Source organism: Romboutsia lituseburensis DSM 797, assembly GCF_900103615.1.
GTDB classification, from domain to species: domain Bacteria; phylum Bacillota; class Clostridia; order Peptostreptococcales; family Peptostreptococcaceae; genus Romboutsia_F; species Romboutsia_F lituseburensis.
The window spans coordinates 71,420-93,657 of the sequence record NZ_FNGW01000003.1 but is presented as its reverse complement, the minus strand read 5'-3'; the positions used below and the strand labels follow the sequence as shown (position 1 = coordinate 93,657).

Here is a 22,238-nt window from a genome sequence, read left to right as displayed (position 1 = left end):
ATAAAGATAAAACCACCGAATATTATAATATTTGGTGGTTTTGTCTTTACAAACTATTAATTTTATTTCTTAACTCATCTCTTAACTTTACTAATTCTTTATATTTATAAAAAAATCTTATTTTTTCATCTTTTACACTTTTTCCCGTTGGTTTATCTTCTAATACAAAATAACTAAAGGTTTCCGCTATATCTTCACTTGGATCTGTTGATGCATATTCATCTACAAAACTATTTTTATGCCTTTCATAAAAATATAAATTATCATTATTTGAATTTCTGTCATCAATTATATCAGTCCAGAAACTTTTATAAAATTCATTTATATATGAGTTTTTCTTAGATGATATTCCTTCTTCACAGTAATTGCTTGTATCATAATCATAAGTATAAGTAACTTGATTGCTATTTAAACTCATATAATGAAAATATTCATGAATTATAGTTTCATAAAAATAATTTTTATTTTCCTCGTTCAATACATCTTTAGGATCTATATTAAGTATCCATCTGCTTCCGTCTTCATTGTTAGGCATTACATAAGCTAACTCATTATCTTTTCCATCTGTTGAAAAATATATCTCATCAAAGCTTTTAAGCCCCGAATCAGGTAATATATATTTTATATTATTCCAAATGCTTTTATATTCAGTAATATTTGAATTTGACAATTTATCAGGTGTTATATTTTTTATATTTTCATACTTAAGTTCTAGATTTTTATTTATTTTGAAAAATGCCTCTAACTCTAAATTGCTGCCTTCTGTTAGATATGATATTAATATATCTGTATGTTTTAAGCTATAATCTTCAAGTACCCACTCTATATTTTCTAACGACTCATATGATTCGTAGTCTCCATATTCATAAAGTTCTATTTGCTCTTTTAAATAATTATAATCACTTTTACTGACTACTGATTTTAATTTTTCTAGTGTTTTGTTTTGCAAATTATATTCATCATCTATATATTCAAATTCATATCCATTAAGTAGGTATGTTATTGTGTAATCATTTAACTTATCATTTATAATTTTGGATAAATTAAATTCTAATAAATTAGGGTCTATTTGATTTTGATTTAATCCAAGTTCTGATAAATATGTTTTTAATGTTAGCAACATTTTAATTTCATTCTTTTCTCTTGACGTTATTTTATTATTTAACAAACCTAAATTTTCTTCTGTTATTTGGCCTATATCATTGCTAGAATACACATTATATATATCTTTAGTAATTATTAATAATCCTACCATGATTATAAGCACAATAAAAATTGATGTCTTATTACATTTTGTCATACGTCTTTCCTCCATATATTATTAAATACAAAAAACTGCTTTAAAACGTAGTTTTAAGGCAGCTATATTTAGACTAGTTAAAATTTTTGTTTCTAATTTTTTTTAGTTTTTATATTCTTACATTGCATTTTTCTGTTATCAAATATAAATCTAGATATTTCATTTTTTTGTTTATTGCTTAGACCTTCAAATTTAACATGATAAAAATATTTTCCATTAGAAAAATTTTCTCTCTTTTTAACTATATAACTTTTTATTTCATATATTTTATCTTCTATATCAACTTTTAATTTAATATTTTTAGTTTGATATATATTTTCATATGTTTCCATAAGCATTCCTCCAACACTTATGTCTAGCGTACTTCCTTCATATTCAGTAATTTCTTTGGGTAATAATGTATAGGTTAAGTCTAATGAGATTGGCAATCTATAATTATCTCTTCGTTGTTTTTTTTCTATGGGTTGAGTAATTTCACCTTTATAATATGTAATATCCTCTTTTATAATTTTTTCTACTATTGTTACTCTAGTTGTATATAACCCTGTATAACTTACAAAATCTATTTTTATATTGTTTCCATTTTTAAATCTTACATGATCATATTCATTTATAGGACATCTAAAAACTACCTCTCTACTATTTATACTCTCTACATCTGTTGTATACGTCTTTCTATTGTAAATCATACGTACCATCAAATTTATGTCTTCCTCTAAAGTCTTGCTATATTCATCAATTGACCTATCTATAGCTTTTTCTGCGGACTTTTGAGTCATTTTTGAAAATAAATCAAATATCACTTTATCACATCTCTCCTAATTTTATTTAATTGTCTATATTTTAAGTATAATAAATTTTTTATTTTTTGTATATATTCTTTTGTACTACAAATAATTACTTATTTCTACATTTCATTACATTTCAAAATATTTTATTTTTTTAATATTTAAGTCTATTTTTTCTTTAAAATAAAAAGAAACTATATAAATATAGCTTCTTTTTATAATCTAAGTAACATAATCTAAACTATAGGATCTAATATTTCAAAATTGTTAACGTCTATAAGACCTTTATCTGTTATTTTCCACTTTGGACTAGTTGATAGTGCTAAGAAAGATAGATGCATAAATGGAGCATGTAATCTTCCACCTAAATCTTTCTCTACTATCTTTTCTAACTTAGATATTTTTTCACTTACTTCAGTTCCTGTAAGTTCATCTGTTATAAGTCCTCCTACTGGCAACCTAAGTTCTTCTAGTACTTTGCCATTATTGACAACTGCTAACCCTCCGCCCATTTCTATAACTTTATTAACAGCAACTACCATATCTCCTATATTAGTTCCAACAACAGTTATATTATGAGTATCATGAGCTACGCTTTCTGCAAAAGCACCTTTTTTAAGTCCGAATCCTTTAACAAATGCCTTTCCTATATTATTATTTCTACCATATCGTTCTACACAAGCTATATATAATAAATCATTAGCTACATCGCTTTGAACTACACCATTTCTAACCGCAGTTTCCTCTTCTATGCATTCAGTTAAATTTTGATCTGGTATTGCCCTTATACATCTAACTGTAACATTATTTTTTTCACTTCTTATTTCTAAATCCGCATCTATTAACATTTCTCTTTTAACTGAATTTTTTACACAATTTGGATAAGTATATTTAGGTAAATCTACTATTAACTCACCTTCAGCTGCAACTAATTTTCCATCTATAAATACAGCTTCTACATCCATTTCATTTAAATCATTTATAATAGCAATGTCAGCTACTTTAGATGGAGATAATACACCTCTATCTTCTAGACCAAAATATGTAGCAGGGTTTATAGTAACCATTTGTATAGCTTCAATTGGATTTACACCTTGATTAATAGTTCTTTTAACTATTTCATTCATATGGCCTAGTTTTTCAAGATCTTTTGCTACCATATCATCGGTTGCTAATATACATCTTCTAGAATCTAATCCTTCTTCTGTAACAGCTCTTATACACTGCGCCATATTTTTTTGAGTTGATCCTTCTCTCATAAACACATATACACCTTGTCTTAATTTTTCTATACACTCTTCTTTTGTCGTAGTTTCATGGCAAGAGCATTTGCCTCCAGTACATATTATATGAGCTGCTAACTCCTCTCCAAATAATTCAGGAGCGTTTCCATCAACTACTTTTCCTATACTTTTTGCATATGTAGTTGATGCAAGCAAATCTGTTATTATTTCAGGAGTATTTCTATATACATGTTTTGCATTACTAAAACCTTGTAACTCTCCTATTCCTATAATGTTTTTATAGTTTAGCAAGTCTTGCATATCTTTAGAGCTTACATCTACACCTGCAGTTTCTAAACTTGGACAATCTGGAGTTAACGCTGGCACTACAAGTCTAACATGATTTACAACCTTACTTGCTTCATCCGCCATAGCTTTCATACCAATAGGACCTAATGCGTTTCCTATTTCATGTGGATCTGCTATTAATGTTGTGGTTCCTGATGGTATAGAAAGTCTTGAGAATTCAGTTATAGTCAGCATACTACTTTCAAAATGCATATGAGAATCTATGAACCCAGGAGATAAATACTTGCCTTCAACATCTACTACAATAGTATTTTCTCCTATTAAACTTTCGCAATTTCCAACCATTAATATATATTTGCCTTTTATAGCAATATCTGCTTTATATACTTCTCGTGTTAATACATTTACAACTCTCCCACCATACAAAACAATATCTGCATGGTGTTTATCACTCATAAGAGTATCTATTAACTCTTTATATTCCATTGCTTGTTTTATATATTTCAAAATTAATCCTCCCATACGTCTATATTATCAACTATACCTACTATTGCAGCATTTATTGATGAATCATATTTTTTAGCTGCATTTCTAGCAGCTGTTCCTTCTGTAAAAATAACTAACTCACCTATTCCCGCTCCAACTGTATCTACCGCAATTAATGGTTTTCCATCAAATTCACTCTTAAAATTTAAAGGTTGAGTTATCATTAATTTACTTCCAACTAAAGAGTCATCTTTTCTAGTTGCAACTACTGTACCTATCACCTTACCTATTTGCATTATTTCATCCCCTACTTTTATTTAGTAAAAATAACCTCTATTTTCTTTTGTTTTATGTAGTCATTAGCTAATGGAGTTATTATAGAATTTTTAGGTATTATAATTCTTTCTTTTCCAAAATTATTTAAAATATCATTTAATGTTATTATTAATCTTATACTTGATTCCGAGTTTTCTTGTTTATAGTCTTCTGAGTTTATATTATTTTTAACACTAGTATCTATCATTTTCGTTTCTAAATTATTTGCTTTACTTTTATTATCATTTAAAATTTTTATTACTTCATTTGCTTTAGGATGATTTATAGGAACCATTATAAATGAATTTAAATTAAGCTTAACATCATTGTTATCTTTTTTAGCTTCTAAAGGATTTCTGATTTTATTTCCTATATTACTTAAGATACTTTGAGTTAAGCTTTTTTTATTTTCCATATATATTATTCTCTATTAAGTATTACTCTTTCTACTTCTGAATGTGGTCTTGGTATTACATGAACTGAATGAAGTTCTCCTACATTTCTTGCTGCATCTGCTCCTGCATCAACTGCAGCTTTTACTGCTCCTACATCACCACTTACCATAACTGTTACAAGTCCAAATCCTATTTTTTCATACCCCATTAGCGTTACATTAGCTGACTTCACCATTGCATCTGCAGCTTCTACAGCTCCTACTAATCCTTTAGTTTCTATCATTCCTAGTGCTTGCCCCATAAACTTATACCTCCTAAATTTGAATATCTTTCTTTTTATTTAAACTATTACTCTTTATTTTCCTCTTTTTTCTTAGAGTTTTTCTTCTCTTCTTTTTTAGATTTTTTTTCTTTTAAATTACTTTTAAATTCATTTATTAAAAAATCAATTTCTTCATGTGGTCTAGCTATTGTTTTACTTGAAACTATTGTTCCAACCTTATTTCCAGCTTCAACACCCGCTTCAATAGCTGCATTTACTGCCGCTACTTCTCCTGCAATATGTATAGTAACACTAACTGATTTTGCTACCCCTATTACTTTATCGTATCCAACTAGTGTAATATCTGCTGCTTTACTGGCTGCATCTAATGCTGCTATTGCAGTTGTTAAACCTACTGCTTCTATCATACCTAGGGCTTTTCTCATAGTACTCCCCCTTATTTAGCTAAATCTCTTAAGCTAGTTATTTTTTTTATTTGTTTTTCTGATGTATGTTTTGTTATATTTTCTTCACACTTACTATTTAAATTTAAACTTTTAAGACTTTGAGTTTTTATTTTAGGTTTAGTTTTACTAAGAGATTCATTAGTTTTGTTATTAGATTTATTTAGTAAATCATCTATGCTATTTTTTTGAAGTGATTTTTCTTGAATCCTAATATTTGAATTAATATTCTTTTTACTTTCTTTTATACTATTTAAAGAATTTAAACTTACTTTATTTTTATATAATATATTTCTTAAAATATTTTTTTCTTTTTCATTTATATTTTTTACACACTCACCATTAGTAGTTTTTTGTAAATTTCCCTCTATTTTTTTATTTTCTGATTTCTTAGATATATTATTCATTATGGTTCTAGCTAGTGGGTTTGCCATTTATTTCACCACCTATAATATTTTGCTTACCTCATCATGTGGTCTTGCTATTACATTTGTCGATATTATTTCTGCAATTTTTGATGCACTTTCTTCTCCATTTTCTACAGCTGCATTAACTGCTGCAACGTCTCCTTTTACTATAGCCGCAACTATTCCAGATCCTACTAAGTTTATATCAACTAAATCAACATCTGCTGATTTTAACATAGTATCTGCAGCTTGTATTGCACCTATCATACTCTTCACTTCTACAATTCCTAATGCTTTCAAAATTTTCACCTCTCTTAAGGTTGCTTTTAATACTTATTAAACGTCTTTTTTATGTATTTTTATTAAAAATAATTAGTTATATCAATGTCTTCATATTCAGGTATTATAGCTCTTTTAAAGCTTTCTTCATTTAATGGCTTGGTTGCATCTATACCTATTTTGTCACTAAAGCCTTTATATACATGAGATGCTTCAAGTGCACTTCCTAGCGCATTTTTTATTACAACAATGTCATCACTAGCTTGTACTCTAGATGCTAGTGCAAATTCAACATCTTTATATGAGTATATGTCAACATCACTATCAACTATTACTACATGTTTTAAATCCTTACTACTTCCTAGTGATGACAATATTGCACTTTTTCCATCGCCTTCATTTTTTTTATCTATACTAACTATAGCGTGTAATCTACATCCTCCCCCTATAGTTACATTTACATCTTTAATATCTACTACACTACTTAATGCACTAAATATTTCAACTTCTCTTATAAGTCCATTTGATAAATGTTCTTCTCTGCAAGGAAACGCATGCTGAAATATCGGATTATCTCTATGCATTATACATTTTATCTCCATTACAGGGTTCGGTGCTACCTCACCATAATATCCCATTAATTCTCCAAATGGCCCTTCTATTACCTTTTTATTAGGAACAATTTCACCTTCTAATACTATTTCACAATACGCAGGAACTTCTATATCGACGCTATGACATTTTACAACTTCTAATGCTTCACCTTTCAATGCACTGTAGACTTTATGCTTATCTAGCCCATACTTTGATGAACTTATCTGAGATGCTATCAAATATTCAGCATCATATCCTAAAACCACTGCACATTCTACAGGCTTATTACTTTCTTCGCTTTTTCTAACTATTTCTCTCAAATGAGGTGATGCACCTGATATAAGAGTACTTATATTAGTTTTAGAATTTACCTGAAATCTTCTAACTGCCATATGAGTATCTCCTGTTTCAGGGTCTTTAACTAAAAGCATACCTGCAGTTATAAAACTAGAAGAATCTTTCTCATGTGAAGTAGGCGTTGGGAGTAATTTCGTTATATCTATATTTTTAGTTATTATATTTTCTTTGATAGGTCCTGTATAAATTAGTTTTGTTTCTTGTGGATTTGCTATAGCATCCATAAACTTAAAAATTCTATTTTCTTTGTTCGTATTCATAAGGTCATAAAATATTTGTCTATTTCCATAAAGCCCACCAACTAATTGCATATCATAACCTTTGACATTTTTAAATATAATTGGTACTTCATTATCAAAATATTTAAGCACAGCTCCTAACTCAAACTTAGGATCAACTTTTTTACTACAAACTTTTGTGTATCCTAAATTATTTAGCTTATCTAAGGTATATCTTAACATTTGAGTTTCCATCTACTCACCCCATCTTTTAAGTAAATTATGATCTATATCTAACTGATCTAAGCTTCTTCCAACTATAGAAGTTACAATATCACTTAAATCTTGAGGATGATTATAAAAACCAGGTGTAGGGGGCATAATAGTTACGCCTAAATTAGAAAGTTTTAACATATTCTCTAAATGAATAGAGCTAAGCGGTGTCTCTCTTGGTAAAATCACCAGCTTTCTTCTATCTTTTATACAAACATCTGCAGCTCTTGTAAGCAAACTATCACTATATCCATATGCTATAGCAGATAAAGTTTTCATAGAACAAGGAACTATAATCATTCCATCTGTCTTAAATGATCCACTCGCTATAGGCGCTGCTAAGTTATAGTTTTCATGATAAAAATCTGCCATATCTTTAAGCTCGTCTAAATCAACTCCGCACTCATGATTTACTACATACTCACCCATATTAGATACTACTAAATGCGTTTCTATATTAAGGCTTTTCAATGCTTTTAATATTCCTAGCGCATAAATTGCACCGCTTCCTCCAGATATTCCTACTATAATTTTCATATAGTTTTCTCCCATCTTTAATTTACCTGTACTAATATAAATTTTAAGTAAGAAGCTTAGCACAAGCTCCTTACTTAAAATTTATTTACCCTTATTCTACTTTGTTTTCTTTATCTCCACCACCTTGCCATGGATCAATACCTTTCTCCCAAGCATCTATATAATCATCTATTGTCATAATTTTAGTAAATATGCTTAAATCTCTAAGTCCTGCTTCATGCATTTCATCATTTTTAGAATGCACTCCATCACTTAAAGTTATAACTTTATATGCATTATATAAAGCATCACTTGCTGTGCTTCTCACACATACATTAGTCCAAACTCCTGTTACAACAACGGTATCTAAGTTTTCCTCTCTTAAATATAAATCTAAATCAGTATGTGCAAATGCACTATGTCTTCTCTTAGGTATAGTATATTCCTCGCCCTGTGGATATAACTCTTTTATAAAATCAGAACCCCAAGTTCCTTTTACAGCATGAACTGGTCTCACTCTAAAATCAGCATCATTTTTTCTATGTGCTTCTTGTATGTGTATTAACTGAATATCATCAAGACCTCTTGCATTTCTTTCTCTTACCCATGCAAATAATTTTTGTAGATTTGGTATGATTTTTTCTCCTCCTGGACATCTAAGTGGAGCTTTCTCTCCAACAAAATCATTTAACATATCTATAACAACAATACCGTGTCTAGGCATAAATTAAATCCTCCTATAAATTTATATAATTAATTTGTAAATTAAGCCGTGCACTAATTAAAGATTGTATCCGTGCATAGCATAAAAACTGTTAACATAATTTTATTATCTATCTAAAATTTTATTTTTTTATCTAATTTCATTATTTGTTGTCTCTTAGTAAACTTACCAAATCCTGGTTTAACCATTATACCTTTTATATTTTTAACATGGTTTAATATAACTTCAGGATGTTCTTTTCTATAACTTACTTTATATTCTCCACTTGTTAATTCTTCTGGATTATTAAATACTACATCATAGTTATCTAAACTACCTAATGTACCGTTTTCTCCATCTTGATATACTAAATTTCCTCTAACTACAGTTTTAAAAACTTTTCCTTTTAGTTTCATTCCTTCAAGTGGAGTATATCCACACATAGATACCATAGTTTTAGGATCTATCGTCCATTCTTTTTCTAAATCTATTATAGTAAAGTCTGCATCTGAACCTATATTTAAAGCTCCTTTTTTAGGATATAATCCGTAATGTTTAGCTGCATTTGTGCTTAATATATCAACTAATTTACTTAAAGATATTCTACCTTTGTTATAGCCTTCGCTTACAACAACTGGAACCATAGTTTCAACACCTGGTATTCCTGGGAATGAAGTCCATATATTCATTCCTTCTTTGTGTTTTTCACTTTCTATTTCATAAGGAGCGTGGTCTGTAGCTATAAAGTCTATACTTCCATCATTTATTCCTTGCCAATGCTCTTCATTATCTTTTTTAGTTCTAAGAGGTGGAGCTATTTTTGCAAGTGGACCATATTTACTCATAGATTCTTGATAGTTTAATGTTAAGTAATGAGGGCAAGATTCACTTGTTATATCTAAGCCTCTCATCTTAGCATCTTTGACTAATTTAGCTCCTATACCTGTACTCATGTGAACTATATGAAGTCTAGCTCCACTAGCTTCTGCAAAGCTTATTCCTAATTCTATTGCAACTTTTTCAGCAAGTTCCATTCTAGCCTCAGCCCATGCTGGTCCATCAAGTCTACCTTCATTTTTAAATTTGTTAACATAAAAATCACACATTGCAAAATTTTCAGCATGAATTCCTATTGGAAGCCCTGTTTTTGAAACTGCTTTAAAGCATTCATACATCTCAGGGTCTGTTACCCTTGGATATGTTGGAACTGATGGAGTCATATATACTTTAAATGCTACTACACCATAATCTGCTTGTTCTTTAACATTGTGCATCCAACCTTCTCTAACATCTTCACCTGTAACACCACCCCACATAGCATAATCTACTACTGCTTGTGGTCCACATAGGCTTAATTTAGTTTCAAGTTGCTCTATGCTTCTAACAGAAGGAACTGAGCAACATGGCATATCTATTATAGTTGTGACACCACCTGTTGCAGCTGCTGCTGTTCCTGTTAAAAAGTTTTCTCTATGTGGGAATCCTTGATACATAAAGTGAGTATGTGAATCAATACATCCTGGAATCGTTAAATTTTCATTTGCATCTATTACCTCTTTAGCATCTATCATACTTATATCATCAACAAAACCTGCTATTTTTTCATTTTTAACTAATATATTAGTAACTATTGTATTATCACCTTGCGGTATTCTCGCATTTTTTATAATTACATCAACCATAATATTACCCCTCCTACATATCCATTAAATGAGTTTCTAGTACTTGCTCTTTTCTAAATCCTTCTAATCTAAAGAAATACTCAAAACTATCTAATATATAATCTAATTTTATTGGACCTACAAGTTCTGTACCTGTAACCATAACACCGTATCTTTCAGCTTCTCTTTTTACAAACTCAAAAGCTCTATGCATTGGGGTTTTAGAACAGTCTAATAAGTTCATTGAAACAACTACGCCTTCTCTTTCTGGAAATTTTATTCCAACAGCTCTTACTGTAGAGAATCCTCCAGTAGGACCTCTTAATCCTTTAGCTATTTCTTTAGCTATTTGAATATTTTCAGTACCTAAAAATATATTATAAGCAGTAAGCCCATCTGTCTCTGCACTACAAATAGTAGCTCCTGCAGTATCACTTATTAAGCCATCTACACTTAAATCTGGCTTTCTATTTTCATACTCTTGCTTTCTTTCCTCATTATTTTTGCATTCTTTTAATAAATCTCTTACACCTTCATATTGACCAGCTCTTATATAAGCAAATGCCTTTCTTTCTTCATTTCTTGCTGCTTCTCCAGCAAAATATATCGGTATTTTAGTTTTATTATGTAATTCATTTCCTATTTCTTTAGCTAAATCAACACATTCTTCTATAGTTATATCTTTAAATGGGAATATTGGAAGGGTATCTTGAGCACCTATTCTTGGATGTGTACCTTTGTGCTCTCTCATATCTATAAGCTCACAAGCTTTTGCTGCCATATTTACTAGAGCTTCTTTTACAGGCTGTGGTTGACCTATAAACGTAACCACAGTTCTATTAAAGTCATGTTCAGGTTCATAACTCACTAATTTAACTCCACTAACTTTTCTAACTTCATTAACAACAGCTTCAATAACATCATGATCTCTACCATTGCTAAAATTCGGAACAGCTAATACATATTGTTTTTTTTCCATTTCACTTATCTCCTTATCTTTAAAATTTAATTATTAAATAAGTAGATAAATTATTAAAACAAGCAAATCTTCATTTATCTTAACCTCATAAAAACCATGTAAACTAAGGTTTTTTAACACAATTAGAACTAATCTATGTGTTGTAAAAATTAATTAGGCTTTATTTAAATTTTTATTATTTTAAAAGCCCTATAAAAAATTTAAATAAACAAAATGTTCCTTAGGTCTTATTTTATCTAAGTATTCTTTTGTTTAAATATATAGATATCCCTATATAATATACAAAATTTATCTAAGCAGTATGTATTAAGTTCATACTTTACCCAAATAATAGCTTCACTTCTATTACAAGTAAGGTTGGAAGTTAATAAAATTTTTAAAGTGTAGCTATAAACTTTTTATTTTGTGCTTGTTTAATAAATTATATTTTTAAATAACATAATTATTACTAAATTTTTTAACTTTTGAAATTTAATTAATAATTTTATATTTAAAGTTATAGTTATAGTGCTTGTAATTTGATTATATTTTTTTTAGTTTATGAATATGTATTATCAACAACACTTTTAGGAGGAATTTTTATGAGTTTAAAAGTAATTGATTTGTCTCAAGAAATATTTCAAGGTATGTCCGTATTTCCAATGCATCAACCAACATTTATTATGACTAACATGACGCATGAAGAAAATATGGAAAAGACAGGTAGCAAGACACTAGGTTTTTCTGCTAGAAACTTACTTATAAGTGAACATGGTGGAACTCATTGTGATGCTGTTTGGGAGTACAAGCCTAGCGGTAAAACTATTGATTTTATGCCTCTTGATTATTTCTTTGGTAGCGCTATATGTATAGATTTATCACATATTGAGCCTGATAGATACATAGAAGTTGATGATATAAAAAAGGCTGTTAAAAAATGCAAAGAAGAATTGAATAAAGGTGATATAGTTTTAATGTATACAGGCCATTATGATAGAAATTTTGGAACTGAAAAATGGCAAACCGAATATAGTGGACTTAGTTACAATGCCGCTAAATATTTAGCTGAATGTGGAGTTGTAAATATAGGCGTGGATGCTCCTGCTATTGATCATCCTAATGATTTAGATTTTTCAGGCCATCTAGTATGCGGTGAATATGATATCACTAATACAGAAAATCTATGCAACCTAGATAAGGTTGTCAATAAAAGATTCTTGTACTTTGGGCTACCCCTAAAAATAAGAGCTGGTTCAGGTTCACCAATAAGAGCTATAGCTCTTATCGAAGATTAATAAATAAAAAAGCTTAACTATAAAATCATTTGTGATTCTTAGTTAAGCTTTTTTTGTATACATATATACATATGATGTATACATAAAACTTGTTTAAAATGTGTCATTAAAATAAACTTATCACTCTATACTTTAATATCACTAAAAATATATCACTAGCAAAATTAAATATTGAGGAGGAGTATTAATGAATAAAACAGATTCTTCTCAAATGATAAAAGAAGCAAAAAATTCTGGCCTGCTTTATCAAATTGACGATAGACCAGAACTAAAACTTTCTGTGCTTCTAGGTTTTCAACATATTGTTGCTGCTTTTGGTGGTATAGTTGCAGTTCCATTAGTTGTAAGTAGCGCTATTGGATTTGATATCCAGTCTACTGCTATGATGGTAAGCGCTGCGATATTTGTAGCTGGTATTGCAACAGTTATTCAAGCTAGAGGATTAGGAAAAGTAGGTTCTAAATTACCATGCATAATGGGAACAGACTTTACATTTGTAGGTCCATCTATTGCTGTTGGCACCTCAATGGGTCTAGCAGGAATTCTTGGTGCCACAATACTTGGATCATTTATTGAAATGATCCTTAGCCGATTTATAAAACCACTTATGAAATTTTTTCCTCCAGTTGTAACAGGTACTGTAGTTACTCTAATTGGACTTACATTGGTTCCAGTTGCTATGGACTGGTGTGCTGGAGGTGTTGGATCTCCTACATATGGCAGTATGACTAATATTGGTGTTGCTTTAATAGTCATGATAATAGTTATTCTTCTTAATAGATATGGTAAGGGTGTTTTTAGCAGTGCCTCTATACTTATTGGTATGACTTTAGGATATTTATTATGTATACCTCTAGGCCTTGTTGACTTTAATCCTATAAAAGAAGCATCTATTATTGGAGTTCCTGGTATTCCACTAGTTTTGAAATATGGAATTAAATTTAGTTTAGCTGGTTTAGTACCTTTTATAATCGCTTACTTAGTAACTACAATAGAAACTGTTGGATGTCTGATAGCTGTTGGTGAAGCATCTCAAAGAGAACCTAACAGCGATGACTTGAGCCGTGGTGTTTTAGCTGATGGTATAGGAAGCTTTATAGCAGGTTTTTTAGGTGCTGGGCCAAATACATCATTTAGTCAAAATGTAGGACTTATACCTATGACTAGGGTGGCTAGCCGACATGTTGTTGTTATGGCAGGTATAATAATGATGCTTCTTGGCATTTTCCCAAAATTAGGATCTATTGTTGCATCTATACCTAATCCCGTTTTAGGCGGTGCTGGTGTAGTAATGTTTGGTGTTGTAGCTGCTAGTGGTATGAAAACTTTAAGTAGAGTAAAAATGAACAATAGAAATCTTTTAATTATAGCAGTTTCTATTGCACTAGGTCTTGGTATTACAACTAGACCCGATTTATTAAGCAATTTACCTCAATCTCTTCAAATGTTATTTGCATCTGGTATAAGTACAGGAACAATTGCAGCTTTAACTCTTAATATTTGCTTAAAAGACGAAGATTAAGTTTTATTTTAAACAGTAAAAGATGTGTATAAAAGTACACATCTTTTGTTATTTTAAATTTTTTCAAATATATATTAAAGATTAACAATCTTTTATTTTATAAATATTCCCTATAATACTCTATATAATATATGTTTATTATTACTTTGTATTCTGTTCTATGTTTAAATTTTTAAGAAAGTTTTTATTATCATTTATTTTTTCCCAATGACTTTCTAATAAAGCTATTTCTTTATCCTCTTTATCAATTATTTGGTGCATTGCTACAATGTTATCTTCTGATTTTTCAATCTGTGTTTGAACTCTTATTTTTTCACCATATTTTATTTCTTTTTCATATTTTATTTTGATATGATTATTTCTATAATTAGTCATGACTTCAAATGGTATAGTTTCCATAATCCATTTTACATATTGAACATTACCAACATGTAGATTTAAATCAATATCTCCATATCTGATTTCAAATTCTTTTTCATGAGTGATTTTTTCAGGTGCCTTTAGTTTTAATTTTTTAATTGGTTCTTTATTGTCTTCTTCCACACAATATAATTCATAATAATACTTAGGTATAATGCATGGTCTAACTTTTATCATATCTATAAAAAATGCTAATGTTTCTCCTTCTACTATTAAAGTATTACTTTCATCGTATATTTCAAATATTCTAATAGCATAAAATTTTTTAAACCGCTTAACATATGTGACTACATTTAGTTTATCTCTATAGTTTGCATACTTATGTATTTTTATTTTATAATCATAAATCACCCAAGTATGATTGCTCTCTATTAAGTCTGATATAGAAAGTCCTAAAGTAGCTTCTTGACAAAATGCTGCATCTACCATAAATTCCATATACGCTGATAAGTTACATTCTTGCCTTACATTTGTATCTCTATATGTAACTTCATACTTTTTTTCAAATATATGAACCATTTTTTCATCCCCTTAATACTCAGTTAATATACTACCATCCTAGTAACTTATCAATTTCATATGTAGGTTGGTATTTTCCAATATCTAAATCTATATCTAGTTTTTGATCTGCATCTATTATACATTCTAATAATTTTGTGTATAATGGCAAAATATGATCTTCTTTATATCCAAACAACTTTACATTTTCAATTATATCTTCTATCATGTCCAGTTTATCATTATTATATATGGATATCATATCTAATATATATTGAACCTGTTCTTTTTTACTTTCTCGTAGTATCCCATCTCTTAACATTTGATTATACAGATATTGTATTGTATCATTTAGCCTGTATCTATCATTCATTAGTAACTCCCCCCTCATTCTATTTTGTTAAATTTGTTAAATTCTACAAAATATATTAAAATCCTTTTTGTTGAATTTGTCAACTTTTCTACTTTATATATTTCACATCCTAAAAAATAATAAAATAAATTAAAAGGCTTAATACAAATAAGTATTAAGCCTTTATTATAAACCTTTAAGATTCTCTTATATTTAATATGCATCTCTTTCCATGTGTAGTATAACATTTGTTGCAAGATACACATTTTGGCTTTTTATTATCTCCATTTATCCACCTGTTTATTAAGTCTGGCTCAGCTGTTAAAGGTCTCGATAATGAAAAATATTGTATATTAGAATTATTTAATATATCTTCCATGACATCTAAATGTCTATTTCCCCCTATTAAAATAACGGGTATATCAACAATCTTAGATAGCTTAGTTGCATAACTTTTGAAATATGATTCTTTTTCTTTTGATATTACTATTTTAGTTCTAGCTGCTCCCATGTTACTATCTACAACTTCCTTTATAGATTCATTTCCTCCTGTAACTTCTATAGCATTTATGCCTAAATTAGCTAATTTTTTTGCAACATATAAACTGTCTATTTCTGTTAATCCACCTTCTTTAACATAATCATATGAATTTAGTTTTATAAGTATTGGAAAATCATTCCCTACACATTTTCTCATTGCATTGAATATTTCAAATATAATTCTTGACCTATTTTCAATATTTCCTCCATATTCATCTTTCCTTTTATTGTAATACGGTGATAAAAATTGACTTAATAAGTAGCCATGACCTGCATGAATTTCCACTCCATCAAACCCAGATTCTTTTACTCTTTTTGCAGCTTGTCCATATGCATCTACTAGATACTTTATTTCTTCTTTTCTCATTTCTTTAGACCAGGTGCCTATGACTTCATTTTTCATTGTTGATGGTCCCCATATTGTTCTGATTTTTGTATTGTAATCTGTCATAAATCCACCATAAACTATTTGCATTATTATATTTGATCCAATTTTGTGTATCTTGTCAGTAAATTCTTTATATTCAGGTATAAATCTATTTTTCATATTCATATTTAATATTTTTGTTTTATCAAATAAAGTTTTCATATTATGAATCCTACCTTTTCTAAATTAGTAAGATTAGTATAATACTATACAAAATTTTTTTAAAGTACGCACTTTTTAGTAAGTATAATATTCAAATAAATAAAAACTAAAAGTAATATTACTTTTAGTTTTTATTTAAAATTATAATATCTCTCTACATACGCACTAACATCATCTGATAAATTTAAATGATAGTATGAATGAAATAAATATTCAGAATAAAACAAATCACTTCCCACAGGTTCATCAGCTTTTATAATATCTAATAATAAAACTAATTGTTCTATACTCATTTTTAAACTTTCACATATAATCATTAGTTCTCTTCCACATACTTGATCTGGCATTGAATTGTACTGTTCTTTTTTAATTTTCTCAATTTCTATTTCTATAGAGTTTAATTGAGTAACAAAAAAATTTACTTCTCTTTGTATTTTATTTGAACTATTTTTAGCAGTAGATTGATTTACCTTTATTAACGTAATATTGTTTCTTATATCTTCTATTCTGTTGAAAACTTCATTATACTCTGCGTATGCTTTTAGCTCTCTTAAAGATGGGGGCGCTGCGTATATATTCTTAGAAAATATAGAAAATATAAATATTATAGCAATCATACTAAATACTATTTTTTTATTCATAGCAATCTCCTTTTAAATCATTATATTTCTATTTTAATTTTTAAATTTTTTTATAATTTTAATATCTGTTTTAAAAGATGCTTTTATTCATTATAAGTATTAATGAACTTTTATAAAATTTGTATTTTTTGTATTTTTTTTCCTTATTTAACAATAAAAAGTAGGCTAATATTAACTTAGTCTACTTTTTATCATTAAATAATTTAAGGGATATTTTATTTTTAGTCTAATATATATTAATTTTTTTATTACAATTTAGCTATCTGTTCACCATATCTGATACACAATTGTTTATCGTCTCCTTCTGGCATTTCATTTACTATAACTGGTTCAATCGGTATTTCAAAACCATATAGTTTCATTTGTTCTTCCCAGTTTCTCATCCATTCTCCATCGCCCCATCCATAAGATCCAAATAATAATGCTTTTTTACCTTGTCCAAAATGTTCTAATCCTTGTATAAATGGTTCAAATTCACTTTCTTCTAGCATCTCAGCTCCCATTGAAGGGCATCCTAGTATTAAAATATTTTCATTCTTTACATCATCTATATTAACTTTATCTACACTTAATACTTCAGCTTCTTTTCCGCTATTTAAAACACCTTTTGCTATTAAGTTTGCCATAGCCTCCGTATTACCTGTTCCACTCCAATATATTATTTTCATAAACATACCTCCTTATCGCAAATGATTATCTTTATCAGTAATCTTATTTAAATGATAACATTTATCATTTAAATCGTCAACAATTTTTATCCTTTAAATTTATTTTTTCTTTATACAAAAATAGAGCCCAATAGACTCTATTTTATATAACTGATTTCTCTTCTAGATACTTTATTATTTTTGTATCTAAATTTTTAAGTTTAATTAAATCTCCAGTATTATTTGAGCATACATCTATATTATAATCATATACATCCTTTTTCTTTTGAAATATACTTTGTTTGTATCCGATTGATTGTATTTTTTCATCGGGTATAATAGTGCTATACTTATTTATGCTACCACTACTTATTTCTATTTTTCCTTTACCAATTTTTATACTAGTATTTTTATAAAGCCTATATCCACTGATAGTTTGAATTATTAATATCATAGATAATATGGTGTACATTATCCATGAGTACATATCTACATAATAAAATACTGGTAATAATATTATCAGACTGATTAGATATATTTTTATTAGAAACCTGCTTATAGAATGTTTTGGAGGATTTATTTTTTCTCCACAACATTCAAACTCATACACTATATGTTTTATTATTTCCTCTTTTAATGCTTTATTAGCTAATGGATATAATAACGCTTGTGATGCCATGTCATCATCTTGATAGCCTATTACGCTTATATTTATATTACATAAATTCAATAATTGACATGCTAAATTTTGATCAAACGTTATAGAATTAATTTGTTCGATCTTAAAACTAAAGCTCTTTTTGCTAATAAGACCATAATCTATAAATATATTATTATCTATTCTCTGTAATGTAAAATTGTAATACTTTACATAATGATATATAAAACAAATTAAAGTACATAATATGTAAATAAATATTAAAAATGAAATTACTATAAAAATCAATATTGCTATATTACTCTTTGATATATTTTCATATAAATATTCTAAATTTTTGCTATAATCATCTATATATTTACTTACTTTATCTGTTCCGATTAAATCATCTAATATGCTATACAAAAAACTAACCATTAAAATAACATAAATTTTACTTTTAGTTATTGTATATAAACATATATCCTTAAATGTCATTTTGTATAAATTCTCTTTGGATCTATAATCTTCTTCCTTAACTATTAATTCTTGTTTGCATAAAATATTTGTATTATTTGAAACTATTTCTTTTATACATTCTATTTGATATTTTTTTAAAGTAAATGAAAATTCTATATCTCCTGAATTATTTATTGCACCTGTATTTATATTTAACCTTGATGTGTTTAGTAATGTATTTAAAATATTCGTTTTTGTATCTAAAGTAGTTATTTTCTCTATTGGTATTTCTTTTTTTGTTTTTTTAAATATTCCATTTTCTACAAATATAGTATTTTCTTTAACATAGAAAAGGTTGCATCTCCATTTTATTATAATTATTGTTAAATAAAATAATATAAATCCTAGTAAAATAAATACTGCCCCTTCTTTTATCATTTTTAACCCAAGAATTATATAAACAATTGAATTAACTATATTTTCAAAAGTCATAAAAAGCATTTCTGACCAGTGATTTCTAGTTACAGGTATCATTTTCATTTTCCACCTTCGCACTTATTTTAGCTCTTAAATACTCACTAATTTCTTTTGCATCTTTTAATTCTAAGTTTGGTATTGTATGTACGCCTCCGGCTGTATGTATATCTATACTTGCAAGAGAAAATATTCTATTAATAAACCCTTCATTAATTACAATGTGTTGAATCCTAATCATTGGAATTATAGTTCTTTTTACAGAAAATATGCCTTCCTTAAAATCAACTTTATCTTCACTTATCATATACTCCCATTGTTTATACTCTATTATAGGATAAACAAAAGTATTTAATAATAATAGTAATAGTATAATAATTATTATTACATTTATTGGAGTTTTAAACATTAATGTAAATTCCCACTCTAATTTATAATTTACAATCCATACTCCCCCAACTAATAAAATTCCTACTATTATAGTAGCTACTAGCCTCGATAAAAACCAAGACTTTTTTGCTTTTTTACTTAGCTTTTTATATTCCAAAAATATTTCACATCCTTTTTCATAAAATTTTAATTTACATATTTATAAATTTGTTCTTTCATATAATAACATTTAAATTTTTTAATTTCTATATGCATGACATAAATGGATGTTATTTAAGTATAAATAGCTATATAATTTAAAATCTAATTATTTTATAATGAAAGAGCATCTTAGTAATTAAATTTTACTAAGATGCTCTTTAAAGTTAACTAAATCTCGTATTGTTAGATTGTTTATAATTATTTTATGTTCTATTGATATGTTAAACTAGTTCTTGGATATAAAGTAGTACCCCATATTGAAGCATTTATTTCATTTGCTAAAGGAACATTTCTTTCATCTATAATAGTTCTCCACCATTCCCAAGCAAGTCCTGTACATTCTCTCGCAAGGATTTTAATATTCTTTGTATTAGCTTCAATTGGTATTGTTGTTGAGAAATGAGCTGTTTTATCTCTGTTATTTCCACTCCATGTTTTATGAGTTAAGATTTCATTTCCATTCTCGTCGTAATTAAACTCATCCCATGAAACATCAAACTGAGCTACATATGCTCCACTATGATCTAAATTAATTTTACCTTTAGAATACTCTGTAGTTGTAGTTTCTATATAATCTGTTTTATTATGTACAGCTGCAATTGAATTATCCTTTAAAAAAGTACTTGTATATGATATTGGATATGCAGGATTTTTTAAACTAAATTCTGCATTTTCCTTAATTACATTTCGAATTTCATCAAAATCTTTTGTTATTATTTTATTATGTTCTTTTGAATCTCCTCCAAGTACTACTGCTGTAAATGAACTATTCTCAAAAATATCTTTGTATTCTTGCTTACTATTTACATCATTTCCTTTTATAAGACATTTAAATGCAGATTGTACATCTTTGCTTTTAGATGTTGTTTCTAATTTTACATATATAGTTCTACCATATGCTACATTTGATACCATAAGCGGTGGTGTTTCATTACTTACACCTTTACGAGTTAACTCTTTAAAAGTTACACTATCATCAAATAACTCTGATGGATTATTAGGTAGTTGAGCACTTACAGTATAAAAAATTTGTTTATATGCTGCAATCATTACTTTTTTTTCTCCATTTGACACAGCATTAAAATCTATACCTAAAGAATTATCTAAAACTTTTGCATTTACATTAAGTGCACTAGCTATTTGAGATTTACTATAAACCATAGACTCTGTATATTGAGTTCTTGCTGGTAATGTATGAGTTTGAGAGTGTTTTTCACTCCAATTAGATACTAATTCATCTACACTTGATGATACATTTGCATATGTTGGATTTTTTACTGTCATTGTGTTATCTTTTTTAAGACCTGGCAGATCTATACTTATATCTATTGGCTTTCTTTTACACATTAGTAAATTAGGCTTGTTGTCAACAAAGTCCTCATCTGCTAATTGTAAGGCACCTGGATATGTTCGATCTGTTATTGAATCGATTATTGAGATATCAACTGGTGATGTTGTAAGTGATTTTTTACTTCTTTCAACTACTACAAATTTATTATTTGATTTTATTCCTTCTTTTGGAATAATACTTTCTATGCTATCACCGTTAACTGCTAAAACTTCCTTTTTATTATACTTTAGATTGCTTATCCCTAAGTCTATTTCTTCACTATTACTTTGAGGATTTGCAAAACTTATAAATACACTTGTACACATACATAAAACAATTATAACAACACTTAGCAATCTTAATTTTTTAAATTTTAAAATTTGTTGCATAAATTCACCCCCTTATATTTCAAATAATACGGCATAAATTTATTTTCTTTAACCTATATTTTCCAAATAATATATTTTTATATTGCCCAACTTGTTTATATATAAAAAATAGCCAACTTAAATCTATTTTATTTAAGCTAATATAACTTATTTAAATAAATTCATAATGACTATTTTATTAATCTAAATTATGTTTTTAAAACTATATTTATCTTTTGTCTTTCATTGATTGTGGCATTTCTTCTGTTCCCACTAATAGCATAGATGCTGCACCTGAGTCTATCATAACTACTGATAATAAACACATTAATCCACCTATTATTTTTTTTAGTTTCATGCTATTTAC

Annotated in this window: 25 protein-coding genes; 2 read left to right on the top strand and 23 right to left on the bottom strand. The window is 28.0% G+C overall.

Annotation, left to right across the window (positions count from 1 at the left end; all coding sequences use genetic code 11):
- Positions 1–46: 46 nt before the first annotated feature.
- The 14 genes from BLP75_RS06265 to ftcD all read right to left on the bottom strand — a co-directional run bounded on the left by BLP75_RS06265 (position 47) and on the right by ftcD (position 11,529).
- On the bottom strand, positions 47–1,300 hold the full coding sequence (locus BLP75_RS06265) for a zinc-binding metallopeptidase (protein ID WP_092724799.1): 1,254 nt from the start codon (positions 1,298–1,300) through the stop codon (positions 47–49).
- Between the two features lie 92 nt (positions 1,301–1,392).
- Positions 1,393–2,103, bottom strand: coding sequence for a flagellar brake protein (locus BLP75_RS06260; RefSeq protein WP_092724798.1), 711 nt, complete (start codon positions 2,101–2,103; stop codon positions 1,393–1,395).
- Between the two features lie 221 nt (positions 2,104–2,324).
- Complete coding sequence (ade, locus tag BLP75_RS06255; RefSeq protein WP_242872390.1) at positions 2,325–4,127, bottom strand: adenine deaminase; 1,803 nt, start codon at positions 4,125–4,127, stop codon at positions 2,325–2,327.
- Positions 4,128–4,129: 2 nt separating this feature from the next.
- Positions 4,130–4,402: a EutN/CcmL family microcompartment protein gene (locus tag BLP75_RS06250; RefSeq protein WP_092724796.1), complete on the bottom strand. Its 273-nt coding sequence runs from the start codon at positions 4,400–4,402 to the stop codon at positions 4,130–4,132.
- Between the two features lie 17 nt (positions 4,403–4,419).
- Positions 4,420–4,836 carry a hypothetical protein gene (locus tag BLP75_RS06245; RefSeq protein ID WP_092724795.1) on the bottom strand — a complete coding sequence of 139 codons (417 nt, stop codon included), beginning with the start codon at positions 4,834–4,836 and terminating at the stop codon, positions 4,420–4,422.
- A gap of 5 nt (positions 4,837–4,841) precedes the next feature.
- Positions 4,842–5,117: a BMC domain-containing protein gene (locus tag BLP75_RS06240; protein WP_092724794.1), complete on the bottom strand. Its 276-nt coding sequence runs from the start codon at positions 5,115–5,117 to the stop codon at positions 4,842–4,844.
- 47 nt (positions 5,118–5,164) lie between these two features.
- Positions 5,165–5,524 carry a BMC domain-containing protein gene (locus BLP75_RS06235; protein ID WP_092724793.1) on the bottom strand — a complete coding sequence of 120 codons (360 nt, stop codon included), beginning with the start codon at positions 5,522–5,524 and terminating at the stop codon, positions 5,165–5,167.
- A gap of 11 nt (positions 5,525–5,535) precedes the next feature.
- On the bottom strand, positions 5,536–5,976 hold the full coding sequence (locus tag BLP75_RS06230; protein ID WP_092724792.1) for a hypothetical protein: 441 nt from the start codon (positions 5,974–5,976) through the stop codon (positions 5,536–5,538).
- Between the two features lie 12 nt (positions 5,977–5,988).
- Positions 5,989–6,258, bottom strand: coding sequence for a BMC domain-containing protein (locus BLP75_RS06225; protein WP_278335047.1), 270 nt, complete (start codon positions 6,256–6,258; stop codon positions 5,989–5,991).
- A gap of 53 nt (positions 6,259–6,311) precedes the next feature.
- The gene (locus BLP75_RS06220; protein ID WP_092724791.1) at positions 6,312–7,652 is read right to left on the bottom strand and encodes a UbiD family decarboxylase; all 1,341 of its coding nucleotides are present in this window, start codon (positions 7,650–7,652) and stop codon (positions 6,312–6,314) included.
- On the bottom strand, positions 7,653–8,207 hold the full coding sequence (locus BLP75_RS06215; RefSeq protein ID WP_092724790.1) for a UbiX family flavin prenyltransferase: 555 nt from the start codon (positions 8,205–8,207) through the stop codon (positions 7,653–7,655).
- Between the two features lie 91 nt (positions 8,208–8,298).
- Positions 8,299–8,910: a cysteine hydrolase family protein gene (locus tag BLP75_RS06210; protein ID WP_092724789.1), complete on the bottom strand. Its 612-nt coding sequence runs from the start codon at positions 8,908–8,910 to the stop codon at positions 8,299–8,301.
- Between the two features lie 113 nt (positions 8,911–9,023).
- Complete coding sequence (locus tag BLP75_RS06205; RefSeq protein ID WP_242872389.1) at positions 9,024–10,571, bottom strand: dihydroorotase; 1,548 nt, start codon at positions 10,569–10,571, stop codon at positions 9,024–9,026.
- Between the two features lie 13 nt (positions 10,572–10,584).
- Positions 10,585–11,529: a glutamate formimidoyltransferase gene (gene ftcD / locus BLP75_RS06200; RefSeq protein WP_092724787.1), complete on the bottom strand. Its 945-nt coding sequence runs from the start codon at positions 11,527–11,529 to the stop codon at positions 10,585–10,587.
- A gap of 581 nt (positions 11,530–12,110) precedes the next feature.
- Between ftcD and BLP75_RS06195 the strand changes: the two genes are divergently transcribed.
- Together BLP75_RS06195 and BLP75_RS06190 are read left to right on the top strand one after the other, a co-directional pair.
- Entirely contained in the window at positions 12,111–12,803 is a 693-nt protein-coding gene (locus BLP75_RS06195; RefSeq protein ID WP_092724786.1) for a cyclase family protein, read from the top strand.
- A 187-nt stretch (positions 12,804–12,990) separates the two neighbouring features.
- Entirely contained in the window at positions 12,991–14,325 is a 1,335-nt protein-coding gene (locus BLP75_RS06190; protein ID WP_330385791.1) for a nucleobase:cation symporter-2 family protein, read from the top strand.
- A gap of 141 nt (positions 14,326–14,466) precedes the next feature.
- Here BLP75_RS06190 and BLP75_RS06185 read toward each other — a convergent pair whose 3' ends face one another.
- From BLP75_RS06185 to BLP75_RS18490, 9 genes are all read right to left on the bottom strand, one after another.
- Entirely contained in the window at positions 14,467–15,264 is a 798-nt protein-coding gene (locus tag BLP75_RS06185; RefSeq protein ID WP_092724785.1) for an acyl-[acyl-carrier-protein] thioesterase, read from the bottom strand.
- Positions 15,265–15,295: 31 nt separating this feature from the next.
- Positions 15,296–15,616 carry a hypothetical protein gene (locus tag BLP75_RS06180; RefSeq protein ID WP_092724784.1) on the bottom strand — a complete coding sequence of 107 codons (321 nt, stop codon included), beginning with the start codon at positions 15,614–15,616 and terminating at the stop codon, positions 15,296–15,298.
- 175 nt (positions 15,617–15,791) lie between these two features.
- Positions 15,792–16,724, bottom strand: a complete 933-nt coding sequence (locus BLP75_RS06170; RefSeq protein ID WP_092724782.1) for an NADH:flavin oxidoreductase — start codon at positions 16,722–16,724, stop codon at positions 15,792–15,794.
- A 131-nt stretch (positions 16,725–16,855) separates the two neighbouring features.
- Positions 16,856–17,365, bottom strand: a complete 510-nt coding sequence (locus tag BLP75_RS06165) for a hypothetical protein (RefSeq protein ID WP_092724781.1) — start codon at positions 17,363–17,365, stop codon at positions 16,856–16,858.
- Between the two features lie 248 nt (positions 17,366–17,613).
- A complete protein-coding gene (locus BLP75_RS06160) occupies positions 17,614–18,033 on the bottom strand; it encodes a flavodoxin (RefSeq protein WP_092724780.1) in 420 nt (139 codons plus the stop codon).
- Positions 18,034–18,175: 142 nt separating this feature from the next.
- Positions 18,176–19,642, bottom strand: a complete 1,467-nt coding sequence (locus BLP75_RS06155) for a PH domain-containing protein (RefSeq protein ID WP_170139127.1) — start codon at positions 19,640–19,642, stop codon at positions 18,176–18,178.
- Positions 19,626–20,129, bottom strand: coding sequence for a PH domain-containing protein (locus BLP75_RS06150; RefSeq protein WP_092724778.1), 504 nt, complete (start codon positions 20,127–20,129; stop codon positions 19,626–19,628). Before BLP75_RS06150 ends, BLP75_RS06155 begins: the two co-directional genes overlap by 17 nt.
- A 254-nt stretch (positions 20,130–20,383) precedes the next feature.
- Positions 20,384–21,892 carry a thiol-activated cytolysin family protein gene (locus BLP75_RS06145; RefSeq protein WP_092724777.1) on the bottom strand — a complete coding sequence of 503 codons (1,509 nt, stop codon included), beginning with the start codon at positions 21,890–21,892 and terminating at the stop codon, positions 20,384–20,386.
- A gap of 208 nt (positions 21,893–22,100) precedes the next feature.
- Complete coding sequence (locus BLP75_RS18490) at positions 22,101–22,229, bottom strand: hypothetical protein (RefSeq protein ID WP_270940329.1); 129 nt, start codon at positions 22,227–22,229, stop codon at positions 22,101–22,103.
- Between the last annotated feature and the right edge of the window lie 9 nt (positions 22,230–22,238).